General features: G+C 32.7%; 15 protein-coding genes. 11 read left to right on the top strand and 4 right to left on the bottom strand.

All coding sequences use genetic code 11. The features are described 5' to 3' along the window. Window positions 1–2: 2 nt before the first annotated feature. The 4 genes from ACXHHC_RS15240 to ACXHHC_RS15225 all read left to right on the top strand — a co-directional run bounded on the left by ACXHHC_RS15240 (window position 3) and on the right by ACXHHC_RS15225 (window position 4,115). Window positions 3–536, top strand: a complete 534-nt coding sequence (locus tag ACXHHC_RS15240; protein ID WP_458227226.1) for a hypothetical protein — start codon at window positions 3–5, stop codon at window positions 534–536. An 84-nt stretch (window positions 537–620) separates the two neighbouring features. After that, the gene (locus ACXHHC_RS15235) at window positions 621–2,258 is read left to right on the top strand and encodes a hypothetical protein (protein WP_458227225.1); all 1,638 of its coding nucleotides are present in this window, start codon (window positions 621–623) and stop codon (window positions 2,256–2,258) included. Window positions 2,259–2,263: 5 nt separating this feature from the next. After that, complete coding sequence (locus ACXHHC_RS15230; RefSeq protein WP_458227224.1) at window positions 2,264–2,683, top strand: hypothetical protein; 420 nt, start codon at window positions 2,264–2,266, stop codon at window positions 2,681–2,683. A gap of 4 nt (window positions 2,684–2,687) precedes the next feature. Beyond that, window positions 2,688–4,115 (top strand): hypothetical protein, encoded by a 1,428-nt coding sequence (locus tag ACXHHC_RS15225; RefSeq protein ID WP_458227223.1) that lies wholly within the window; start codon window positions 2,688–2,690, stop codon window positions 4,113–4,115. Between the two features lie 64 nt (window positions 4,116–4,179). Here ACXHHC_RS15225 and ytxJ read toward each other — a convergent pair whose 3' ends face one another. Then, complete coding sequence (gene ytxJ / locus ACXHHC_RS15220) at window positions 4,180–4,554, bottom strand: bacillithiol system redox-active protein YtxJ (protein ID WP_458227222.1); 375 nt, start codon at window positions 4,552–4,554, stop codon at window positions 4,180–4,182. 224 nt (window positions 4,555–4,778) lie between these two features. On the opposite strand from ytxJ, the gene clpB reads away from it, so the two are divergent. The 5 genes from clpB (at window position 4,779) to ACXHHC_RS15195 (ending at window position 13,500) form a co-directional block, all read left to right on the top strand. After that, window positions 4,779–7,367, top strand: a complete 2,589-nt coding sequence (clpB, locus tag ACXHHC_RS15215) for an ATP-dependent chaperone ClpB (protein ID WP_458227221.1) — start codon at window positions 4,779–4,781, stop codon at window positions 7,365–7,367. Window positions 7,368–7,443: 76 nt separating this feature from the next. Beyond that, a complete protein-coding gene (locus ACXHHC_RS15210; RefSeq protein WP_458227220.1) occupies window positions 7,444–8,082 on the top strand; it encodes a peroxiredoxin in 639 nt (212 codons plus the stop codon). A 91-nt stretch (window positions 8,083–8,173) separates the two neighbouring features. Then, window positions 8,174–8,563 carry a VOC family protein gene (locus tag ACXHHC_RS15205; protein WP_458227219.1) on the top strand — a complete coding sequence of 130 codons (390 nt, stop codon included), beginning with the start codon at window positions 8,174–8,176 and terminating at the stop codon, window positions 8,561–8,563. Between the two features lie 173 nt (window positions 8,564–8,736). Beyond that, entirely contained in the window at window positions 8,737–10,986 is a 2,250-nt protein-coding gene (locus ACXHHC_RS15200) for an FdhF/YdeP family oxidoreductase (protein ID WP_458227218.1), read from the top strand. Between the two features lie 1,041 nt (window positions 10,987–12,027). Then, the gene (locus ACXHHC_RS15195) at window positions 12,028–13,500 is read left to right on the top strand and encodes a vWA domain-containing protein (protein ID WP_458227217.1); all 1,473 of its coding nucleotides are present in this window, start codon (window positions 12,028–12,030) and stop codon (window positions 13,498–13,500) included. 136 nt (window positions 13,501–13,636) lie between these two features. Here the strand turns inward: ACXHHC_RS15195 and carB are convergent, their stop codons facing one another. Both carB and rpmH read right to left on the bottom strand, forming a co-directional pair. Beyond that, window positions 13,637–16,492, bottom strand: a complete 2,856-nt coding sequence (gene carB / locus ACXHHC_RS15190; RefSeq protein ID WP_458227216.1) for a carbamoyl-phosphate synthase large subunit — start codon at window positions 16,490–16,492, stop codon at window positions 13,637–13,639. A gap of 126 nt (window positions 16,493–16,618) precedes the next feature. Next, a complete protein-coding gene (gene rpmH, locus ACXHHC_RS15185) occupies window positions 16,619–16,777 on the bottom strand; it encodes a 50S ribosomal protein L34 (protein ID WP_458227215.1) in 159 nt (52 codons plus the stop codon). A 291-nt stretch (window positions 16,778–17,068) separates the two neighbouring features. On the opposite strand from rpmH, the gene ACXHHC_RS15180 reads away from it, so the two are divergent. After that, window positions 17,069–18,685 carry a CTP synthase gene (locus tag ACXHHC_RS15180; protein WP_458227214.1) on the top strand — a complete coding sequence of 539 codons (1,617 nt, stop codon included), beginning with the start codon at window positions 17,069–17,071 and terminating at the stop codon, window positions 18,683–18,685. A 66-nt stretch (window positions 18,686–18,751) separates the two neighbouring features. Then, the gene (gene yidC, locus ACXHHC_RS15175) at window positions 18,752–20,626 is read left to right on the top strand and encodes a membrane protein insertase YidC (RefSeq protein WP_458227213.1); all 1,875 of its coding nucleotides are present in this window, start codon (window positions 18,752–18,754) and stop codon (window positions 20,624–20,626) included. Between the two features lie 321 nt (window positions 20,627–20,947). Here the strand turns inward: yidC and ACXHHC_RS15170 are convergent, their stop codons facing one another. Further along, complete coding sequence (locus ACXHHC_RS15170; protein WP_458227212.1) at window positions 20,948–22,648, bottom strand: hypothetical protein; 1,701 nt, start codon at window positions 22,646–22,648, stop codon at window positions 20,948–20,950. Window positions 22,649–22,719: the final 71 nt, after the last annotated feature.

The raw sequence follows: 22,719 nt of genomic DNA, 5'->3' as shown, positions 1-22,719 counted from the left end.
AAATGATCAAAGTATGCATCCTTCTCTTTTTTCTCCCTATTTTCTTGTTTAGCCAAGAAAACACAGAAGGATGTATACTTATCAACTATGAAACTCCTAAAGCAGGTAATTTTTTTCTGCCTGAAAAAATAAGTACCCGAAAAAATATTACGGACTTAAAACAAATTGAAAATTCTATTACTTCTTCTACCCTTATAAAGGGCTATCGTTACAAGCTTAACCTAACATCTTTTAACGAAATACTCCCTATCCCCAACATAGACCATTTTAGCATTCCTACATTTTCTTTTTTAAACACTCACTTACTAAAATCATTTGCACCCGATTTAAACTTAAATGGTTCGGTAAACATCAACGGAATTACCCAGCTAATGACATTAAAAGGAAAACTAAACAAATACGATGGTAACTATTTCTTTCAGGTTAGCTACCATGTAAGCACCAACAATACCAACTACATCCCAAAAATTGTAAACGAAAGACACCAGCAAGGCTTAGCTCTAATATTTAAAGTAAACCTAGAAAGAGCCAAATAAACATCTAAAAACCTTATTTACTGTATTTTATCAGTTTTTATCTTTTTGTTTTTTGTACATTTAATTATCTTCTAAATGCTAACTATGAAAAAGACTACTACAATACTATTCCTACTTATTGGAATATTTTACTCTTTTGGGCAAACTCCAATCACTGAATATGATTTTTCCTTTAAAGATGGATTTAAACATATTCTTCCTTTTAATCAGTATATCAAAATTAAAAGCTTTACGCCTATAGATAGTAATCTAAGAGTCAAAAAACTCCAATACTACCCTAGCAAATACAAGATTACTGACAATATTATTAAAAATCTTGAACAACTAAACCAGGACACAATTAACCAAAAAATAGATTCAATAAGAGAAGGACTCTTAACAGAATTAAAAGCCCCCATAAAAGATTACAAAAAAATCAAAGATCTATGCAAGCAATTTAAAAAGGAAATTGCTGAAATTAAATCTTGTAATCAAAAGGAACGATTAAATGTTGTCAGAAAAGATATTAAAAAGCTTCTAACATATCAATCTAAAAGTTGGTTTAAAAATGAAAGCCTTGACATAATAACTTTAAAAGGGGATGATGATAAAAATCACATATCAACATTCCAAATTAAACCTTTGAAAGCCTACGAAAGCTATATTTTTGAGTTTGTAAGCATTACCCAAAATAAGAAGAGTACAAATCAAACAAAAAAACTACAAAAAAAAGTCGCTAATGCCATAGATGCCTATGTTAAAGACTCCAACATAAATAAAGAAGTGTCTTTAAAAGACACAATTAAACAGATACTCGGTGAGGAATTCTTTTTGTTAGATGCCGATGGAGAGCCCATTACTGATATTCCTAACACAAAAATTAAAGATCTTCCTTTTTATAAAACAATCAACGATTACTCAACAGATTTAAAGACTTTAACAGCAAACAAAAAAAAACTTATTCCTCTAATCCAAACTTTTAAAGACCATAAAGACATCCCAATTAAAAGTAATGATGTTATTATTTCCAACTCTATAAATCGAATTAAACAGATTTTAATTAGTAAAAATCAATCAGACACCAAAAAACTAAAGAATAGCTATAAGGCAGCTATCAAAAATGAAAAAATTTCTAAGAGTACAATCAAGGGCATAGATGAATATAAATATTATCTTAATAAAGAAATCACAAATTACCTAAACAGCACAGCTACTGTAGAAACAGACAAAATTAACCTAAACTATAAAATTAAAGATACTTACAAGGTTTACACCTATAACAACCAAAGCAACCCTAATATTTTTGCTACAGATAACAATGCCTATCTATCTGCAGATATTGGATTAGGCTATGGATTTAATTCTAAAACTATCTTCCTTTCTCAGACCACGAACATATATTTCACTCCTACAAATAGAGCCGCACCTGATTCTCAAGCAGTTGGTAGTGGGTTTAAAAAATACTTTCTGAACAGATTCTCTTTAAATTTAGGTATTGTTCAAAGCCTTTCGGATACTCCAGAAAAATTTAATCACTTAATGGGAGTAACTAGCCCTATTTTAGGTTTTGGATATAGAGTTCCTAGAATTCTCAGGTTCAATATAGACGGAATATTTTTTATGCAAAAAGATAAAAACCCTTTGGTTTCATCTAAAAAACTAAATATTGAACCAATGTTTTCTATTACTATAAATGTTAAATTAAAAGATCTTCTACCTAAATTCTCAAAAGACAAAACTTGATTGCTATGTACACACTAACTCTTGCCAAAAGAAACTATACCGAAACTGTTGGAAATCCTCCAAAAATTAATTTTCGTCAGCTTCCGGACGGAAGCTACCTCCAGAATTCAGAAGCTATTCAATTAGAAGTTTTATTGCTTCCAGATCCAGATAATGATTTGTTCCCTAATTTAAATTCATATAGGCTAAAATTCTTCACAGGATGTCCCTGTGACAGAGGCGATATAAAAATCTATAATTTTGAAGGTTTTGGGAGTTCCGTTATTCAAAACATAAATAGCAACCATACCATAATTAACATACCTAATCTTAAAGCATCTAACTTAGAATGTCATGTTAATTTATATGTACAAGCACTTGAAATTGACAGCGATTTTGAACTTACGGAAAGTAGTATTGTTTATTATGAAACACTAGACAATTAAGATTATGAAAAATATTTATTTCCTACTTCTAATGTTTATCGTTTTTAGTTGTGATTCTATAGACGACTCATTATCCGAATCCGAGATAATCGAATTAACGGTTTACGATTCTTCTGGTGAAGAAATTAAAGAAGATGCCTCAATTTACAGTGATGGTATTAGCAATCTTAAATTAAAAGCAATCATTAAGGGAAAAAAAGACGATACTCATAATGAAGTAACCTTTACCTCTAACTTAGGATCTTTTTTAAACCTCCCCTCTACAGAAACCAACAAACTAAGTATTGCTGTAAATATAGGTGCATCAGACACAATTGCAGAAGCTTTTCTACAGCTTCCTTTAGTAAGCACAAAGGACGATTTATTGTTTGTTAAAGCTAGTATCAACGACTTTAAAGCCGAACAAAAAATAGCATTAAAACCTATTGAAATTTCTGATATTGTTTCTCTTGAAATTTTAGGCCCTATAAACAACGCTATTGTAGTTGACGGAACCACTGTTGTAACTTTAAAAGCCAACATAAACCCAACTCTTAATTTAAATGATGGAAACATCACTTTTTCAGCATCAGACGGAACATTTATAAACACTTTTAATACGCCAACTACTGTTGCTAACCAACCAACCACAGTAGTAGTTAAAGCAGACAATACAGGTATTGCAGAAGCTACATTAAAACTGCCTTTAGATGCTAAAACCATTATTTTAAAAGCCAGTATAAACAATTATGAAATTAACGACCAAATTGAAACTACTGTAATTTCGCCCTTATTCAATTTTGAATTTGTAGATGACAACGAAGTACCTATAGACATAAATACAATTGCAATTTCAGATGACTTTACCATTTTAAATGCTAAAATAGTATCTGAAACTAGTATTTTTAATTCTGTTTCTTTTGCCAATAGTGATGCTAATATTACTTTTCTTAATTCTACAGATAAGACTTATAGATTTACCGACCAACAAGCAATTGTTCGTTTTACAATTCCTAATGAACAAAAAAACTATTTAATTTCTGCAGAAGTTACTAATGGTAATCAGACTTTTCCTATTTTAAAAACGATTAGTCCTAAAACATCTTTTGCAGAACAAATTATTCTTGAACCAGAAGCAATATTACTAAACGATAGTAACAATTTAACTACTAAAATTAACACCTACCTAAGAAAAAACAATCCGAACGCTAAAGTTAGTAGTGGTGAGTTTTTAAAATGGAAAGCCTTTAAATTAGATGTAGACAAAACAGAAGTAGAAGTTGGTAGATTTACAGGAGAATCCGACGCTAAATCTGATGCTAACGGAAAAATTTCTATTACTTTTATTGCAGATATTGGAAGTTTAGAAGAAGGAGATCTTATTTTTATTAGAGCAACTTCTAATAATGATGATAGTATTGTTAAAGAAACACAACTTAAGTATAAACAATAAAATAAAAAACTCTGGAGAACTACATTCCTCCAGAGTTTAAATACCTTTTTAACAAACCTACACCTTAAAAATTCAACTCTAAAATCCCATAATGAGAATCGTGTTGTGTTACTTTTCCATCTTCAAGGATTAAAGCTTGCGGAGATTGATGTACCACTCCAAACTTTTCTGCAATTGCATTCGACACCTCTCTGTATGCAATTAAATCTAAATAATACAATTGATACTCCTCTCCTATTTGTTTCTCAAACTTATTTAAAACACTAGAACTAATACTACAACGAGTACTGTGTTTAAAGATTACTGCTTTTTTAGCTTTAGAGGTTTCAACAATTTCGTCTAACTGACCAACGCTTACTAAAGCATTCCATTTAGATTCTTTTGCTTCTTGTTTTTCTTCTGTTTTATTACCTCCTAAAATTTTATTGAAAAGTCCCATATTGTTTATCGTTGTTTTAATAATTGCAAATATAACAACCTATCAGTCGAAACAGAAGCAAAGACTTACAACAATCAGAAAAAAGGTCAGACAACCATAGTAAACACAAGACATTTTGTCTTTTATTCAGACATTTTTTCAGCTATTTAGAATGGGAATAAGAATTGATAACTACTAAACACGAATAGCTATTTAAAGAAGTATTAATAACAAAACCTAAGAACATGAATTTTAACAATTATACTATAAAATCACAGGAGGTTGTTCAGCAATCTCAACAGATTGCTCAAGGGTTTGGGCATCAACAAATAGAAAACACGCACTTACTAAAAGCCATTTTAGAGGTTGATGAAAACGTTACTCCTTTTATATTAAAGAAACTACAAGTTAATGTAGACTTACTTCCACAAATTTTAGATAAAACCTTACAAAGTTTTCCTAAAGTTTCTGGTGGACAAATTAGTCTTTCACAAACGGCTGCAAAAACACTAACAGAAGCTAGTAACATTGCTAAAAAAATGGACGATGAATATGTGTCTATAGAGCACTTGCTAATCGCTATTTTAAAAAGTAAGGATACCACTAGTCAATTATTAAAGGACCAAGGGGTAACAGAAAAAGGATTAAAAGCCGCTATTGAGGAAATTCGTAAAGGGCAAAATGTAACTTCCCAAAGTGCAGAAGACACCTATAATTCATTAAATAAATATGCCAAGGATTTAAACAAATTGGCTAGCACGGGTAAATTAGACCCTGTAATTGGTCGTGACGAAGAGATTCGTAGAATTTTACAAATCTTATCACGTAGAACCAAAAACAACCCTATGCTAATTGGTGAACCCGGAGTTGGTAAAACAGCTATTGCAGAAGGGTTGGCACACCGTATTATAAAAGGAGATGTTCCCGAAAATCTAAAAGACAAACAAGTTTTCTCTTTAGACATGGGAGCTTTAATTGCTGGAGCTAAATACAAAGGAGAGTTTGAAGAACGTTTAAAATCTGTAGTTAAAGAAGTAACTTCTGCAGAAGGAGATATTGTTTTGTTTATTGATGAGATTCATACCCTAGTTGGTGCTGGTGGTGGTGAAGGAGCCATGGATGCAGCAAATATTTTAAAACCAGCTTTGGCAAGAGGAGAACTAAGAGCGATTGGTGCTACAACGTTAGATGAGTATCAAAAATACTTTGAAAAAGACAAAGCCTTAGAAAGACGTTTCCAAAAAGTAGTGGTAGATGAGCCAGATACAGAAAGTGCCATTTCTATCTTAAGAGGGATCAAGGAAAAATACGAAGCTCATCATAAAATTCAGATAAAAGATGCAGCTATTATTGCAGCAGTTGAATTGAGTCAGCGTTATATTACCTCTCGTTTTTTACCAGACAAAGCCATCGATTTAATGGATGAGGCTGCTGCTAAAATGCGTATGGAAATCAACTCAAAACCAGAAGAGTTAGATGTTTTGGATAGAAAGATTATGCAATTAGAGATTGAAATAGAAGCCATCAAAAGAGAAAAGGACGAAAAGAAATTAAGTCTTTTACGTAAAGAGTTGGCCAATATAAAAGATCAAAGAGACAGCATTTATACACAGTGGAAATCTGAAAAAGATGTAGTGGATCAAGTACAGGCTATTAAAGATGAAATAGATCAGTACAAACAGGAAGCGGAACAGGCAGAAAGAGATGGAAACTATGGTTTGGTAGCAGAATTACGTTATGGAAAAATTAAAGAAGCGCAAGAACGTTTGGATGCTGCGCAAAAAGAGCTGGCTAAAAACCAAGAAAACTCTTTGGTAAAAGAAGAAGTTACCGAAGATGATATTGCAGAAGTAGTGGCTAAATGGACAGGAGTACCAGTGCAAAAAATGCTACAAAGCGAACGTGAAAAACTACTGCGTTTAGAAGAGGAGTTGCACTTAAGAGTGGTTGGTCAAGAAGAAGCCATAGAAGCAGTTTCCGATGCCGTAAGAAGATCTAGAGCTGGATTGCAAGATGTTAGAAAACCATTGGGTAGTTTTTTATTCTTAGGTACAACAGGAGTTGGTAAAACAGAACTTGCAAAAGCCTTGGCAGAATATTTATTTGATGATGAAAATGCATTGACTCGAATAGACATGAGCGAATACCAAGAACGTCATTCGGTAAGCAGATTGGTAGGTGCACCTCCAGGATATGTTGGGTACGATGAAGGTGGTCAGTTAACAGAAGCTGTAAGACGTAAACCTTATTCTGTGGTCTTATTAGACGAGATTGAAAAAGCACACCCAGATACATTCAACATCTTATTACAAGTATTAGATGAAGGTAGGTTAACAGACAACAAAGGTCGTTTGGCAGATTTTAAAAACACCATTATTATTATGACTTCTAATATGGGAGCAGAAATAATTCAGGAACGTTTTGAAAAAGCAAATGAGAACAACCGAGAACAAGTAGCTGAACAAGCCAAAGGAGATGTATTACAAAACTTAAAACAAATTGTACGCCCAGAATTTGTGAATAGAATTGACGAGATTGTAATGTTTACTCCGTTAAACTTAAAAGAAATTGGTCAGATTGTATCATTACATCTAAAAGGATTAACGAATTTATTAAACAACAAAGAAATTACACTAGAAGCTACAGAACATGCTAAAACAGCCCTTGCACAAAAAGGATTTGATCCTGAATTTGGAGCAAGACCTGTAAAACGTGTGATACAAAAAGAAGTGTTAAACTTACTTTCTAAAGAAATTCTAGCAGGAAAAATTAGCAATAAGAGCCATGTAATTTTAGATGCCATTGACGACCAATTGTTTTTTAGAAATCAATAAAAATTAAATACCATTCTAGCGATTAGAATTGTATTTTTAGTAACAAACAAATATTTAACAAATTAAATAAAAAACTATGAGTACCTTAAGATTAGGTGATACAGCACCAGACTTTACAGCACAAACATCCCAAGGAGAAATCAACTTTCATGAATGGTTAGGAGACAGTTGGGGAATTTTATTCTCGCACCCTGCAGATTATACTCCTGTTTGTACTACCGAACTAGGAACTGCTGCTAAATATTCGGATGAGTTTAGCAAAAGAAATGTAAAGGTTGCTGCCTTAAGTGTAGATGGTGTAACATCTCACCACGGATGGATTAAAGACATCAACGAAACTCAAAACACAACTGTTAACTTCCCTATTATTGCTGACGAAGACAGAAATGTATCTGATTTATACGATATGATTCACCCAAATGCAGACAGTACTTTAACGGTTCGTTCTGTATTTGTAATTGCACCAGATAAGACCATCAAGTTAATGATTACATACCCTGCTTCTACAGGTAGAAACTTTGATGAATTGTTAAGAGTGGTTGATTCTTTACAGTTAACTGCTTACCATAAAGTAGCCACTCCAGCCAACTGGCAACATGGAGACGATGTTGTAGTTGTGCCTGCTATTAAAACGGAAGATATTCCAGAATTGTTCCCTAAAGGTCATAAAGAAATTAAACCTTATTTAAGAACAACTCCCCAACCAAATATTTAAGAACCTAGTTCTTTAAATTCTAAAAATCTCCTTGATGTTTTTCAAGGAGATTTTTTATTTTCGGGAAACACAACTACAAAGAAAACAAACAATGCTGGGTCTAAAAAAAACACATCATATTGCCATCATTTGCCAAGACTATCAAAAATCTAAAAAGTTTTATACGGATGTTTTGGAATTAACCATCCTTCAAGAAATATACAGAGAAGAAAGAGATTCTTACAAATTGGACTTAGCTTTAAATGGGGAATATATAATTGAATTGTTTTCTTTTCCCAATCCACCAAAAAGACCTTCCAGACCCGAAGCCGCTGGGCTAAGACATTTGGCTTTTGAAGTAACCAACATAGAAGAGAGTGTAAAAGACTTAGAACACAAAGGAGTGTTGGTAGAACCCATAAGGATTGATCCTACTTCTGGTAAAAAATTCACCTTTTTTGCAGATCCAGACGATGTACCTTTAGAGCTTTACGAAAGCTAAAAACAAACTAAATTACCCTAAAAACACCAATAAACAAACCAATAATTAATATAGTTCAAAAACTTATCAAAAAGGTATCAGCAAGTATCAATAAATAATTTTAGAATTGTACCTTTTACAAGAACAACTATACAAAAAACATATAGCCCCAAAAACTATATGGTAAACAACTAATGGAAAACAATAATAACTTAAAGATTAAACAGCAAGCAAATTATGCTGCTGGTGTAAAAGCTGTATTTATTTCTTTACAGCAAATTTTAAGTAGAATGTCTTTTAAGAATTCATTTAAAGTTTTACAAAAATTAAATCAGAAGAAAGGTGTAGACTGTCCCGGATGTGCTTGGCCAGACCCAGACCATAGATCTAAATTGGGTGAATTTTGTGAAAATGGAGTAAAGGCCATTGCAGAAGAAGCCATGGAGCAGCATGCAAATCCTGAGTTTTTTGCTAAATATTCTGTAGAAGAATTAAAGAGCAAAAGCGATTACTGGTTGGGGCAACAAGGTAGATTAACCCATCCTATGATATTAAGAGAAGGAGACACCCACTACTCCCCTATCTCTTGGGATGAAACCAATAAAATAATTGGAAAAGAATTAAATAGTTTAGACAATCCAAACCAAGCAGCTTTTTACACATCGGGAAGAACGAGTAATGAAGCCGCTTTTTTGTATCAGTTATTCGTAAGAATGTATGGGACCAATAACTTACCAGACTGTTCAAACATGTGTCATGAGTCTAGTGGAGTGGCTTTGTCTAAAACAGTAGGAATTGGTAAAGGTTCGGTTACTTTAAACGACTTCTACAAATCAGAATTAATTTTAATTTTTGGTCAAAACCCTGCTACCAATCACCCTAGAATGTTAGCAGCATTAGAAAAGGCCAAAAAGAATGGAGCAAAGGTGGTAGCCATAAACCCTTTAAAAGAAGCAGGTTTAATTAACTTTAAAAATCCACAAAATCCTATAAAAGCGTTTACAGGAGTAGACATTGCAGACTTATACTTACAAGTTAAAATTAACGAGGATGTAGCTTTATTAAAAGCAGTAATGTTTAAGTTGTTCCAAATAGCAGAAAGTAAACCTGAGATTTTAGATTCAGACTTCATCAATAATAAAACAGAAGGATTCCAAGCTTTTAAAGAAGAAATATTAACTCATAACACAGATGAGTTAATTGCTAAAACAGGTTTAAAAGAAGAAGACATTGACACTTTAGTTGATTTAATTGCCAACAGAGATAGAATTATTACTTGTTGGGGAATGGGATTAACACAACACGTAAATGGTGTAGACAACATTCAGGAAGTAGTGAACCTTTTACTAATGAAAGGAAGTATAGCTAAGGATGGTGCTGGAACCTGTCCTGTACGTGGACATAGTAACGTACAAGGAGATAGAACCATGGGGATTGCTGAAAAGCCTTCTAAAGAATTGTTAGACAAAATTAGCGAGAACTTTGGATTTACGCCTCCAAAAGAACACGGGTATTCTGTTGTAGAAGCCATTGAAGCTATGTATAAAGGAGAAGCTAAAGTATTTATGGGAATGGGCGGTAATTTCTTATCTGCTGCTCCAGACACAGAATACACAACAAAAGCCTTACAAAACTGTAACTTAACTTTTCATATTTCAACTAAATTAAATCGTTCTCACTTAACCCCTGGTAAGACAGCTTTAATTTTACCTTCTATGGGTAGAACCGATAAATTTGTTAAGAACGGAAAAGAACAATTTGTAACGGTAGAAAACTCTATGGGAGTAGTACACACTAGTAAAGGGATGCTAACACCTCCCTCTGAATTTGTAGAGAGTGAACCAGTTATTGTTGCCAACATAGCAAAAGCTACTTTAGACCAAGACAAACTAGATTGGGATTTCTTAACACAAGACTACAATAACATTCGTGATTTAATTGAAAAAACCATTGCTGGTTTTGAGGACTACAACAAACGTGTAGAACAACCTATTGGTTTTGAATTGCCTAATGGTTCTAGAACAGGAAACTTTACCACCCCTAATAAAAAAGCAAACTTTACCGTTAATAAATTAAACGAAATTAAAGTAGCAGAAGACGAATTTGTAATGATGACTACTCGTAGTCATGATCAATTTAACACAACTATCTATGGTTTAGACGATAGGTATAGAGGAATATACAACGGACGTATGGTTGTTTTTATGAACCCACAAGATATCCTGTTAAATGGATTGAAAAAAGGACAAAAAATAACACTCTACAACAACTATGATAATATACTTAGAAAAGTAGATGGATTTTCTGTAGTACCTTACAACATCCCTAAAGGATGTGTGGCCACCTACTACCCAGAATCAAATCCTTTAGTCCCAATAAACCTTATAGCCAACCTAAGTCACACGCCATCTTCTAAATCTATAAAAGTTAAAATAAAAAAATAACCTGCGTAAAAACGCAGGTTGTATACTTAGCTAAAAACTAAGTAAAAATACGTATATTTGTATTAGGTTTAGTTTACCGCACTTTTAGTTTTATACCCCCGTAAAAATCCCTTATTGTCTTAATAAGGGATTTTTCATTTTTATCTAATTCTCCTAAAATTCAATTAATTTTTTCTATTTTTTCACAAACCTGATAAAAGACACAGTGTGTGATTTCGCAAAAAAACAATAGAACAACCTATCTTTGCAGAAGGTTTAGTTTACCGCACTTTTAGTTTTATTATACCCCCGTAAAAATCCCTTATTGTCTTAATAAGGGATTTTTCATTTTATGCAATTCCGCTAAAAAATTAATTGTAATTTCCTTCTTTTTTTTTCAAACCTGATAAAAGACACAGTGCGTGATTTCGCAAAAAAACAATAGAACCACCTATCTTTGTAGTAGGTTTAGTTTACCGCACTTTTAGTTTTATTTTACCCCACGAAAAGCCCTCATAGTCCAATGAGGGCTTTCTTTTTTATGACATAAAACATTAAAAAAGAAATATTTAACACAACTAAAGTTAATTTATATATTTTTAATTTTAGCTTAAAAAAGCTATGAACACCCTTTACCATTACCCCATCCTATTTCTAGTATCAAGGAATTTAACGTTATTATCAGGTAGTATAACAACCGTTTTATTTATTATTTTTTTCTCTGGAAGCTTTAAATTTCTTCCGAACTATTTAAAAGAACGATTGTATGTATTTGCATCTTATACTTTGTTTTTTTTAGGCTTTTCTTTAGCATCGTACATACTTTACGGAGAGTTTGAAAAGAACACAACGCTATTGGTAATTAGCACTGTTATAGGTACTATATTTCTTTTTGTTTTTAAAGCCTTATTCAAACAAATAATATCTTTTTCTAAAGAAACATTAAATAACTAGAATTAGACAACTTATCCATTTCATAGGTTTTGTTATTTCGTTACAAACAGAAAGCAACCTTTTTTAACACTTATCATCTTTATAATAAGTAACCTAATAATAAAACCTATGAAAATTAAGTACTTATTTATTTCAACTCTGTTTGCGCTCTTCACTTCTTGTTATGAAACCGACAATACAGATATTAATTCTAGTTTTACAACCAAAGAAAGCTTAGATAATTTTCAAGAAGAACCTAATAACTCTGAGAATTATAAAGAATTACCTGAAAACCCTTTTATCCTAGTAAATCAACAAGCAATTTCTACATTTTCGGTTGATGCAGATGGTGGTTCATATGCTAATGCAAGAAGATATTTAAAATCTGGATATAACCCACCTAAAGAATCCATTAGGGTTGAAGAATTTATTAATTATTTCACTTTTAATTACAACGAACCTACAGGAAATGAAAATGTTGGCTTAAATTCAGACATCGCTTCCTGTCCCTGGAATAGAGATCATCACATTATGAGACTTGGAATGAAAGGCTTAACAATTCCTCTAGAAGACCTACCCAATTCTAATTATGTTTTTTTAATTGATGTATCTGGGTCAATGAACAACACTAACAAACTTGGAATTTTAAAAACAGGGTTTAAAACTATGGTAGACAACCTTAGAGATAGTGATAGAATTGCTATAGTAACCTATGCCGGAAAAGCTGGTTTACTACTTCCGTCTACATTGGCAAGTGAAAAAAACAAAATAAAAGCAGCGATTGATCAGTTAGGAGCAGGAGGTTCTACAGCTGGTGCTGCAGGAATTAATACAGCCTACGAAATAGCAGAAAAATATTTTGTTCAAGGAGGTAATAATAGAATTATTCTGGGTTCTGATGGTGACTTTAATGTGGGAATATCAAATACAGAAGAATTGATTCAATTAATTGAAGAAAAAAGAGAATCTGGCATTTACCTTACTGTTTTAGGAGTAGGTCAGGGCAATTTAAACGATCATATGATGGAAAGGATTACCAACAATGGTAATGGTAACTATGAGTATATTGATAGTGCCGAAGAAATTGAAAAAATATTTAATTACGACTTGACCAAATTCTACACTGTTGCCAAAGACTCCAAAATACAAATTAAGTTCAACCCAAACAAAGTAGCATCTTATAGGTTAATAGGTTATGAAAACAGAGCATTAAATAATGATGACTTTGAAAACGATAAAAAAGATGCAGGAGAAATAGGCTCTGGACAGACCATAACTGCATTATACGAACTTGTTTTAACACCTAACAACACAGATGAAAAGTTTGCAGATTTTGACTTTAGATACAAAAAACCAAATGAAGAAAATAGCATTCTAATACAACATAAAGTTCAATCAGAAATTAAAGAAATAGAAAATGCTAATGATAACATAAAATTTGCATCTGCAATTACTGCCTTTGGATTGATCCTAAAACAATCAGAACACAAAGGAAACGCTAACAAAACAATGGTATTGAATTTAGCCAACAGTTCTAAATCTTACGACCCAAACGGATTAAAACAAGAATTCATCAATCTTGTAACAAACTGGAATCCATAAAAAAAGTAACCTTTTTTGGTTATGACCATCTATATATAAAGGTTAGTATCAATAAAACAAAGTCTATAACCATCTGATTATAATCAAAAAAGCCTACGAAATAATTCGTAGGCTTTAATTTATATGTTTGTTTGAATTACTTGTTCAAATACATTTTTCTTCTTGAGTACAACTCGTAGAAAGCATCGTCTTTTAGACTATCAATAAACAAGATTGCCTCACCTGTAGACTTCATTTCTGGCCCTAATGTTTTATCTACATTCGGGAATTTATTGAAAGAGAATACTGGCTGCTTAATCGCAAATCCATCCAATTCTGGGTTAAACGTAAAGTCTGTTACTTTGTTTGCCCCTAACATAACCTTAGTTGCGTAGTTTACATAAGGCTCTCCGTAAGCTTTCGCTATAAAAGGAACTGTACGAGAAGCTCTAGGATTCGCTTCGATAATGTAAACTGTATCGTCTTTAATTGCAAACTGAATGTTAATCAATCCAACAGTTTTTAAAGCAACGGCAATTTTCTTAGTATGCTCTTTAATTTGATCCATTACAAACTCTCCTAAATTAAAAGGAGGTAAGGTTGCGTTAGAATCTCCAGAGTGTACACCACATGGCTCTATGTGTTCCATAATACCAATAATGTATACATTTCCATCTGCATCACAGATTGCATCTGCTTCAGCTTCTATCGCTCCTTCTAAATAATGGTCTAATAACAATTTATTTCCAGGAATAGAACGTAATAAATCTACTACATGTGCTTCTAATTCCTCTTTATTGATTACAATTTTCATTCCCTGACCTCCTAATACATATGAAGGACGAACTAAAATTGGGAAATCTAAGTTATCTGCAATTTCCAAAGCTTCGTCTGCATTGGTAGCAGTTCCAAACTGAGGGAAAGGAATATCTAAAGAAGTTAACATATCAGAAAAACGTCCTCTATCTTCGGCTAGATCTAAAGCCTCAAAGCTAGTTCCCATAATCTTAACACCATAAGCCTCTAACTTTTCTGCTAATTTTAACGCTGTTTGTCCACCTAACTGAACAATTACACCCTCTGGCTTTTCATGCTGAATGATATCATAGATATGCTCCCAGAATACAGGCTCAAAGTATAATTTATCTGCAGTATCAAAATCTGTAGAAACTGTTTCTGGGTTACAGTTAATCATAATGGTTTCGTAACCTGCCTCTTTAGCAGCTAGTACACCATGTACACAACAGTAATCAAATTCAATTCCTTGTCCAATTCTATTAGGTCCAGAACCTAAAACAACTACTTTTTTCTTATCTGTAACCTTAGACTCATTGTCTGCATATGGAGAACCATCTGCAAGAGTCATTGTATTTTCGAAAGTAGAATAATAATAAGGAGTGTTCGCTTCAAATTCGGCAGCACATGTATCTACTAATTTGTAAACTCTGTTAATATTAAACTCTTCACGTTTTTTATATACCTGAGACTCTAAACACTGTAACATGTGAGCAATCTGTCTGTCTCCATATCCTTTTTGTTTAGCCTCTAGTAATAAATCTTTAGAAATAGTATCTAAAGTGTATTGAGAAATTTCTCTTTCTAAAGCAAATAACTCTTCGTACTGCTTTAAATACCACATATCAATCTTAGTGATATCGTAAATTTTACGTAAAGAAATTCCTGCTTTTATAGCATCGTAAATAGAGAATACTCTATCCCAAGATGCATGTGTTAATTTAGAAATAATAGTATCGTAATGAGTTTCCTCTTTACCATCTGCTCCTAAACCGTTACGTTTAATCTCTAAAGATTGTGTTGCTTTATGCAATGCTTCTTGGAAAGAACGTCCAATTCCCATTACCTCTCCTACTGCTTTCATCTGTAAACCTAAAGTTCTGTCAGAACCTTCGAATTTATCAAAGTTAAAACGAGGAATTTTTACAATCACATAATCCAATGTAGGCTCAAATAAAGCCGATGTATTCCCAGTAATCTGGTTATTTAATTCATCTAAACTATATCCTAAAGCCAATTTTGTAGCAATCTTTGCAATAGGATATCCTGTTGCTTTAGATGCCAATGCAGAAGAACGAGATACACGAGGGTTGATCTCAATTGCAATAATCTCTTCTTTATCATCTGGAGAAACCGCAAACTGTACGTTACATCCTCCTTCAAAATCTCCAATAGAACGCATCATATGAATTGCCATATCACGCATTTTCTGGAAAGTAGAATCACTTAAAGTCATTGCAGGTGCAACCGTAATAGAATCTCCTGTATGAATTCCCATAGGATCCATATTTTCGATAGAACACACAATTACTACGTTGTCGTTTTTATCACGTAACAACTCTAATTCGTATTCTTTCCATCCCATCATGGCTTTATCAATCATTACTTCGTGGATAGGAGAAATCTCTAATCCTCTACGTAATAAATCGTCAAAATCATCTTCATCGTATACAATTGCAGCTCCCGCTCCTCCTAAAGTAAACGAAGAACGGATACATAATGGAAAACCAAACTCTTGAGCAATTTTCTTTCCAGATAAGAAAGAAGTTGCCGTTGCTTGAGGAGCCATTGCTACCCCAATTTTTCCCATTAACTCACGGAATTGTTCTCTGTCTTCAGTAATATTGATTGCATCAATATCTACTCCAATCATTTCAACTCCATGATCTTCCCAAATACCCTTTTCATCAGCTTCAATACAAAGGTTTAATGCAGTTTGCCCTCCCATGGTAGGTAAAACAGCATCAATACCAGGATGAGCTGCTAAAATCTCTCTAATAGAGTTAGTGGTTAACGGCTTTAAATACACGTTATCCGCTAAAGAGGGATCTGTCATAATAGTTGCAGGATTCGAATTGATTAAAGTAACTTCAATCCCTTCCTCTTTTAACGAACGAATCGATTGAGATCCTGAATAATCAAACTCACAAGCTTGACCAATTACAATAGGACCAGAACCGATAATTAAAACTGAATTTATGTTTGGATTTTTAGGCATACGATTAAATTTGATACAAATATAACAATCTGTTTATGTAAGATTAAAATGCTGTGTAAATAAAAACTTCAAAAAAAAGGTGTTACTAATAAAAGTAACACCCTATATTTTATAATGAAAAGAACATTATTTCTTATGTCTTGGAGACGAAGAAACTGTTAAACTCTTTCTACCTTTAGCTCTTCTGCTAGCTAAAACTCTACGTCCATTTGCAGAAGCCATTCTTTCTCTGAAACCGTGCTTGTTTCTTCTTTTTCTATTTGATGGTTGATACGTTCTTTTCATTGTATTATATCTTAACGTCGTTTGTTTATTGTCTTACTACTTTTTAACCCCGCATGGGTTTCCTAAAGCGTGTGCAAATATAAGCGTTATTTTAATACCTACAAATGTTTTTTACCTAAAGTTTTAGAATCTACATTACATAGCGGCTAGCGCTCAAAAAAAAGTAAAAATTATCAGAAAAAGTATTTCTAAAAATAGAGAATCAAGCAGTTAAGGATTCTAAAAAAATGTAAATATAAATCATTGTTCTATTTCTATAGAAGTTTGTACTTTTGCACAAACAAAATTATAATGACCAACACGAAATATGTATTTGTAACAGGTGGTGTTACTTCGTCGCTAGGTAAAGGAATAATTGCTGCATCTTTAGCGAAACTTTTACAAGAGAGAGGGTACCGTGTTACAATTCAAAAATTCGATCCCTACATTAATATAGATCCAGGAACTTTAAATCCGTATGAACACGGAGAATGTTATGTTACCGATGATGGTGCTGAGACTGATTTAGATTTAGGTCACTATGAAAGATTCTTAGATGTAACCACATCACAAGCCAATAACGTTACAACAGGTAGAGTATACCAATCTGTAATCAATCAAGAAAGAAAAGGAGAATTCTTAGGTAAGACGGTGCAGGTAATTCCACATATTACCAACGAAATCAAACGTAGAATTCAAATTCTTGGTAAATCTGGAAACTACGATATTGTAATTACAGAACTTGGTGGTACTGTAGGTGATATAGAATCTTTACCTTATGTAGAATCTGTTCGTCAGTTAACATGGGAATTAGGAGAACACAACTCTGTTGTTATTCACCTTACTCTAATACCTTATTTAGCTGCTGCCGGGGAATTAAAAACTAAACCTACGCAACATTCTGTTAAAATGATGATGCAGAATGGTTTAAACCCAGATATATTAGTTTGTCGTTCTGAACATTTTATTTCTGATGATATAAAACGTAAACTAGCTCTGTTTTGTAATGTCCAAAAAGAAGATGTTATTTCTTCTTTAGATGCAGAGACTATATATGATGTTCCTAACTTAATGCTTCATGAAGGTTTAGACAGAGTTGTTTTAAAGAAATTAGCTATGGAAGGATCTTCTGAGCCAAAGTTAATTGAATGGAACAAGTTTGTAGAGAAGCACAAAAACCCATTGCACAAAGTAAAAATTGGAGTAATTGGTAAGTATGTAGAACTACAAGATGCTTATAAATCTATTGCTGAAGCTTTTATTCACGCAGGATCGTCTCAAAGAATTAAAGTTAAAGTAGAATGGATTCATTCTGAAGACTTAACTCCAGATAGCATTGCCAAAAAATTTAACGGTTTAAGCGGAATTATGGTTGCTCCAGGTTTTGGACATCGTGGTACCGAAGGAAAAATTGAGGCAATTAAGTATGCTCGTGAAAACAATATTCCTTTTATGGGAATTTGTTTAGGGATGCAAATGGCTGTAATTGAATTTGCACGAAATGTTTTAGGTCTAGAAGGAGCAAATTCAACAGAAATGTCTCCAGACACTCCGTACCCAGTAATTAACTTAATGGAAGACCAAAAAGAAATTACAAATTTAGGTGGAACCATGCGTTTAGGAGCTTGGGATTGTAAACTAGACACAGATTCTAAAGCTTATAAAGCTTACGAAAGTGAATTGATTTCTGAAAGACACAGACACCGTTACGAGTTTAACAGTGAATTTAAAGAACAAATAGAAGCTGCTGGAATGAAAGCTACCGGAGTCAACCCTAAAACAGGGTTGGTAGAAGTAGTAGAAATTCCTTCTCACCCTTGGTTTGTTGCGGCTCAATACCATCCAGAATATAAGAGTACGGTTTTAAATCCTCAACCTTTATTTGTTGACTTTGTCAATGCAAGTTTAGAGTATTTACAATCAAAATAATAAAACATAATCATTACACTAAGTCTGTCATCTCCATAAATGACAGACTTATTATTTTTTAAAAAAATGGAACAAAAAAACAACAAATTAGGAATTAGTCAAATCATCGGTTTCGCTCTTATGGGTGCTGCTATCTTTTGGTTTACAATGAATCAAAAAGACGAAGCTCCAAAGAAAGAAACACAAACAGAACAAACAACTACAGAAGTAGCTCCCATAGCTACAAACGAAGTTGTTAATGACTCTTTATTAAATGCAGAAGTTGTAAAAAAATATGGAGCCTTTGCGTATGCTTCTGCTCTTAACACAAACAAAGCTGGCACAACTACTTTAGAAAACAATGTTTTAAAACTAGTAATTGCCAACAAAGGAGGGCAAATTGTAGAAGCTCAATTAAAGAACTTTACAGACCACGAAAAACAACCTTTGTATTTAATTAAAGACAACAACACTAACTTTAATATTCAATTTGGAACATTTGAAAACAAAATCATCAACACACAAGATTTAGTTTTTCAATCTTCTAAATTTAAAAATGGTGTTTCTTTAAAACTAAAAGTTTCAGACTCAAAATACCTAGAGTACAACTACCTATTAAAGTCAGACGACGAATACATGATAGACTTTTCTGTACGCTCTGTGGGATTAGAAAATGTAATCAACAGCAATCACCAAATTGACTTAAACCTAGATTTTACTGCTAGAAGTCAAGAGAAAAGTATCAAGTACGAAAATCAGATGACTGCTCTACACTACGAAAAGGAAGAGAATAAATTTGATGACTTATCTGTTGGAGCAAATGATGATGAAACAGAAGACGATGTAAACTGGATTGCTTTTAAGCAACACTTCTTTTCTACAATTTTACTTACAGATACTGCTTTTGAAAAGGCTGAATTAGCCTCTGAATCTTTAGTTAAAGATGTATTAAAAGATACCATTGCTACAAAAAAATTCTCTGCTAAGGCTCCATTAAAACTAAGCAACGGTTCATTAAATTACAATATGAACATCTATGTAGGACCTAATGTATACGATCAATTAAAGTCATATGACAAAGGAATTGAAAACGTAATGAACTTAGGATGGGGAATTTTTGGATGGATTAACAAAGTAGTTTTCATTCCTATTTTTCACGCTTTAAGTAGCGTAATTACTAATTATGGTTTAGTAATTATTTTAATGACTTTAGTCGTTCGTTTGTTAATGTCTCCGTTGGTTTATAAATCTTATGTTTCTAGTGCTAAAATGAAGGTTTTAAAACCAGAAATGGATGCTATTAATGCAAAATTCCCTGGAAAAGAAAATCAAATGAAACGTCAGTCTGAAGTAATGGCACTACAAAGAAAATCTGGTGTAAACATGATGGCCGGATGTATCCCTGCTTTGTTACAAATGCCTGTTTTCTTTGCTTTATTCCGCTTTTTCCCATCGGAGATAGACTTAAGACAAGAGTCTTTCTTATGGGCAGATGATTTAGCTTCTTACGATAGTGTTTTTGAATGGTCTACAAATATTCCTTTATTATCTAGCTTCTACGGAAATCACTTTAGTTTATTCCCTGTATTAGCTTCAGTTGCTATTTTCTTTTACATGAGAATGAACCAAAGTCAACAAATGAACATGCAACAACCAACGCAAGAAGGTATGCCAGACATGCAAAAGATGATGAAAATGATGATGTATTTTTCTCCAGTAATGATGTTATTCTTCTTTAACAATTACGCTTCTGGATTAAGTTTATACTATTTTATTTCTAACTTACTTACCTTGTCTATTATGTTTGTTATTAAAAACTACGTGATTGATGAGAAAAAGATTTTAGCAAAAATTCACGAAAACAGAAAGAAGCCTAAAAAAGAAAGTAAGTTTAAGCAACGTTTGGATGAAGCAATGAAACAAGCACAAGCTCAGCAAGCGCAACAAAAACGTAAAAAATAATTTAAGTATTATATTTACAATAAAAATCACCTAAAAAAAACGTAGTAATTCTTTAATTGCTACGTTTTTTTATTCCCCCATAAAATCTACTACAGACGTTTTATACTAGAGCTATTTGTACTTATTTTAACAAGCATTACTAATTACAGCTTTTAACAAAACACTTAATTAAAAAGTAGGAATCAACTTTAAACTATTTTAGCAAATATTCCCCCCTTCGATAGAACATCCACAGAAAGCAACAGTCCTAATAGTAAACAAAAAAAAGGATGCCATCTAACTAGCATCCTTTTTATCATATCGTATGTAATTTACCAGCTACTACCTAGCTCCAAATCTTTCTTCAATAGTAGTACATATCTCTTCTTCATCAAAACCCAAAGACAACTCTTCCAATTTTGCTCCAGAAACTGATGGAGAAATTCTATTCTCACCATCATATACCATCTTAAACACATACTTAGTAGCATCCTCTAAACAAGGAGCATAACCTTTTACAAAGCCTTCCTTAACATATTGGAACAACTCATAATTAGTACTCCCCTCGTTTTTATAGTAGACTGGTACATCGTCTAAAACAATTTCTATGTTTGGACAAGTAATTCTTAAATCTAGGTCATAATATTTAGAACATTCTGACGTAGAAATATCCACAACCTGATTCTCTATATCGCAAAAAGAAATATCTTGATTGTACACTGTTTCAAATTGCTGAGTTAAATTATTATACCCCAAAACAACAAGTTTTAACCCTGAATTGTACAGAGATCTTAACGCTTTAAATCTATTTAAAGATTTACCATTTAATTTAGTATCTCCTGATAAATTTTGTGATACTCCTCCAACTATTGTTCCATTTTGTGTAGTTGCCATCAACACATAAGTTGTTGGCTTTCCGTTATTTCTTAATATTATATTTTCAAATGAACTACATGTACTATCACCTGTAACGGTAAATCCAAATTCATAATACCCAGTCTTATTCGTTAAGAACTCAATATAATACTTCCCATCAAATTGTATACTTGGACTAGCAACTTTCTGATACTTATTGCCTTTTTTAACGTATACATCTACTAAGTCTCCTTCTTTTAAAAGTACTCCTGTTTCTGGGTTTATTTCATTGGTAACTGTTAAATAGGTTTTTAGAACTACTTCTTCCGTCAGCTCATCTATTTTTTCTCCAGAATTTGTTTTAAAGTTAAAATGGAAAATTGGAGCCAAAGGAATTAAATACCCATCCTCAGATTTTCTTCCAACCACTGATGGAGCTCTAGCGACTCTACTAATTCCTGATTCATCATTCGTAAGAACTCCTAATTCGCTAATATTACCTTGGGGTAAGAAGTTAAAGACAGTACTGTTAGGATTTTCAAATACTTTTCCACTGTAATCAAACTCTCTTTGAAAAGCCTGTGTATTGATAAGGATTTCTGTTCCAGTAACTTTCTCTCCACTATCATCAACAAAATTGGTATTCTCCTCTATGGTTAAAATAGTCTCATTTTTTTCTGTTTTGGTCACTACCTCAACCTCTTCAGACAAAGCACCTGCTTCTAAAGTTTTATTTTCTTCTTCTGCTACTACACCAGGTATTTCTTCTCCATTTTTTACCATTGGTACAATATATATGCCCGATTGATTTGTTCCATCTAAAGTGATTTCTTGAGTTCTAGTTTCATAACCTGTTGCCTCAACGGTGTACTCAATAACCGTAGGATTATCTAAATCAATTGAAACGAATCTGGATTGAATTCCAAAACTAAACACTCCATCAACAGCAGTAAAACCATCTTTCCTACCTTCGCTTGTAGAAATTTTATCAGCATACTCGCCTTTAAAAGTTATTGTTGCTACAGGAATTGTACTTTCTGGTTGATTGAGGTCTAAAATCAGTAAATTGACTTTATTGGAAACTGAGTTTAGAACAATGGGTAATTTGTAGACTTTGTCATCTCCATTGTGAATACAAGAAACTATATTCATCAACAAAAAGACAAAGAATAATATACTTTTTTTCATAGTAAGGGGTAATTAAAATAATACTATTCTTAAGACATGAAAATACAAAAAATCCCCCTAAAATAACGAGG

It is taken from the genome of Wenyingzhuangia sp. IMCC45574, from assembly GCF_054182685.1.
The sequence above is the reverse complement of the archived record's forward strand: the minus strand, read 5'-3'. Positions and strand labels throughout refer to the sequence as shown.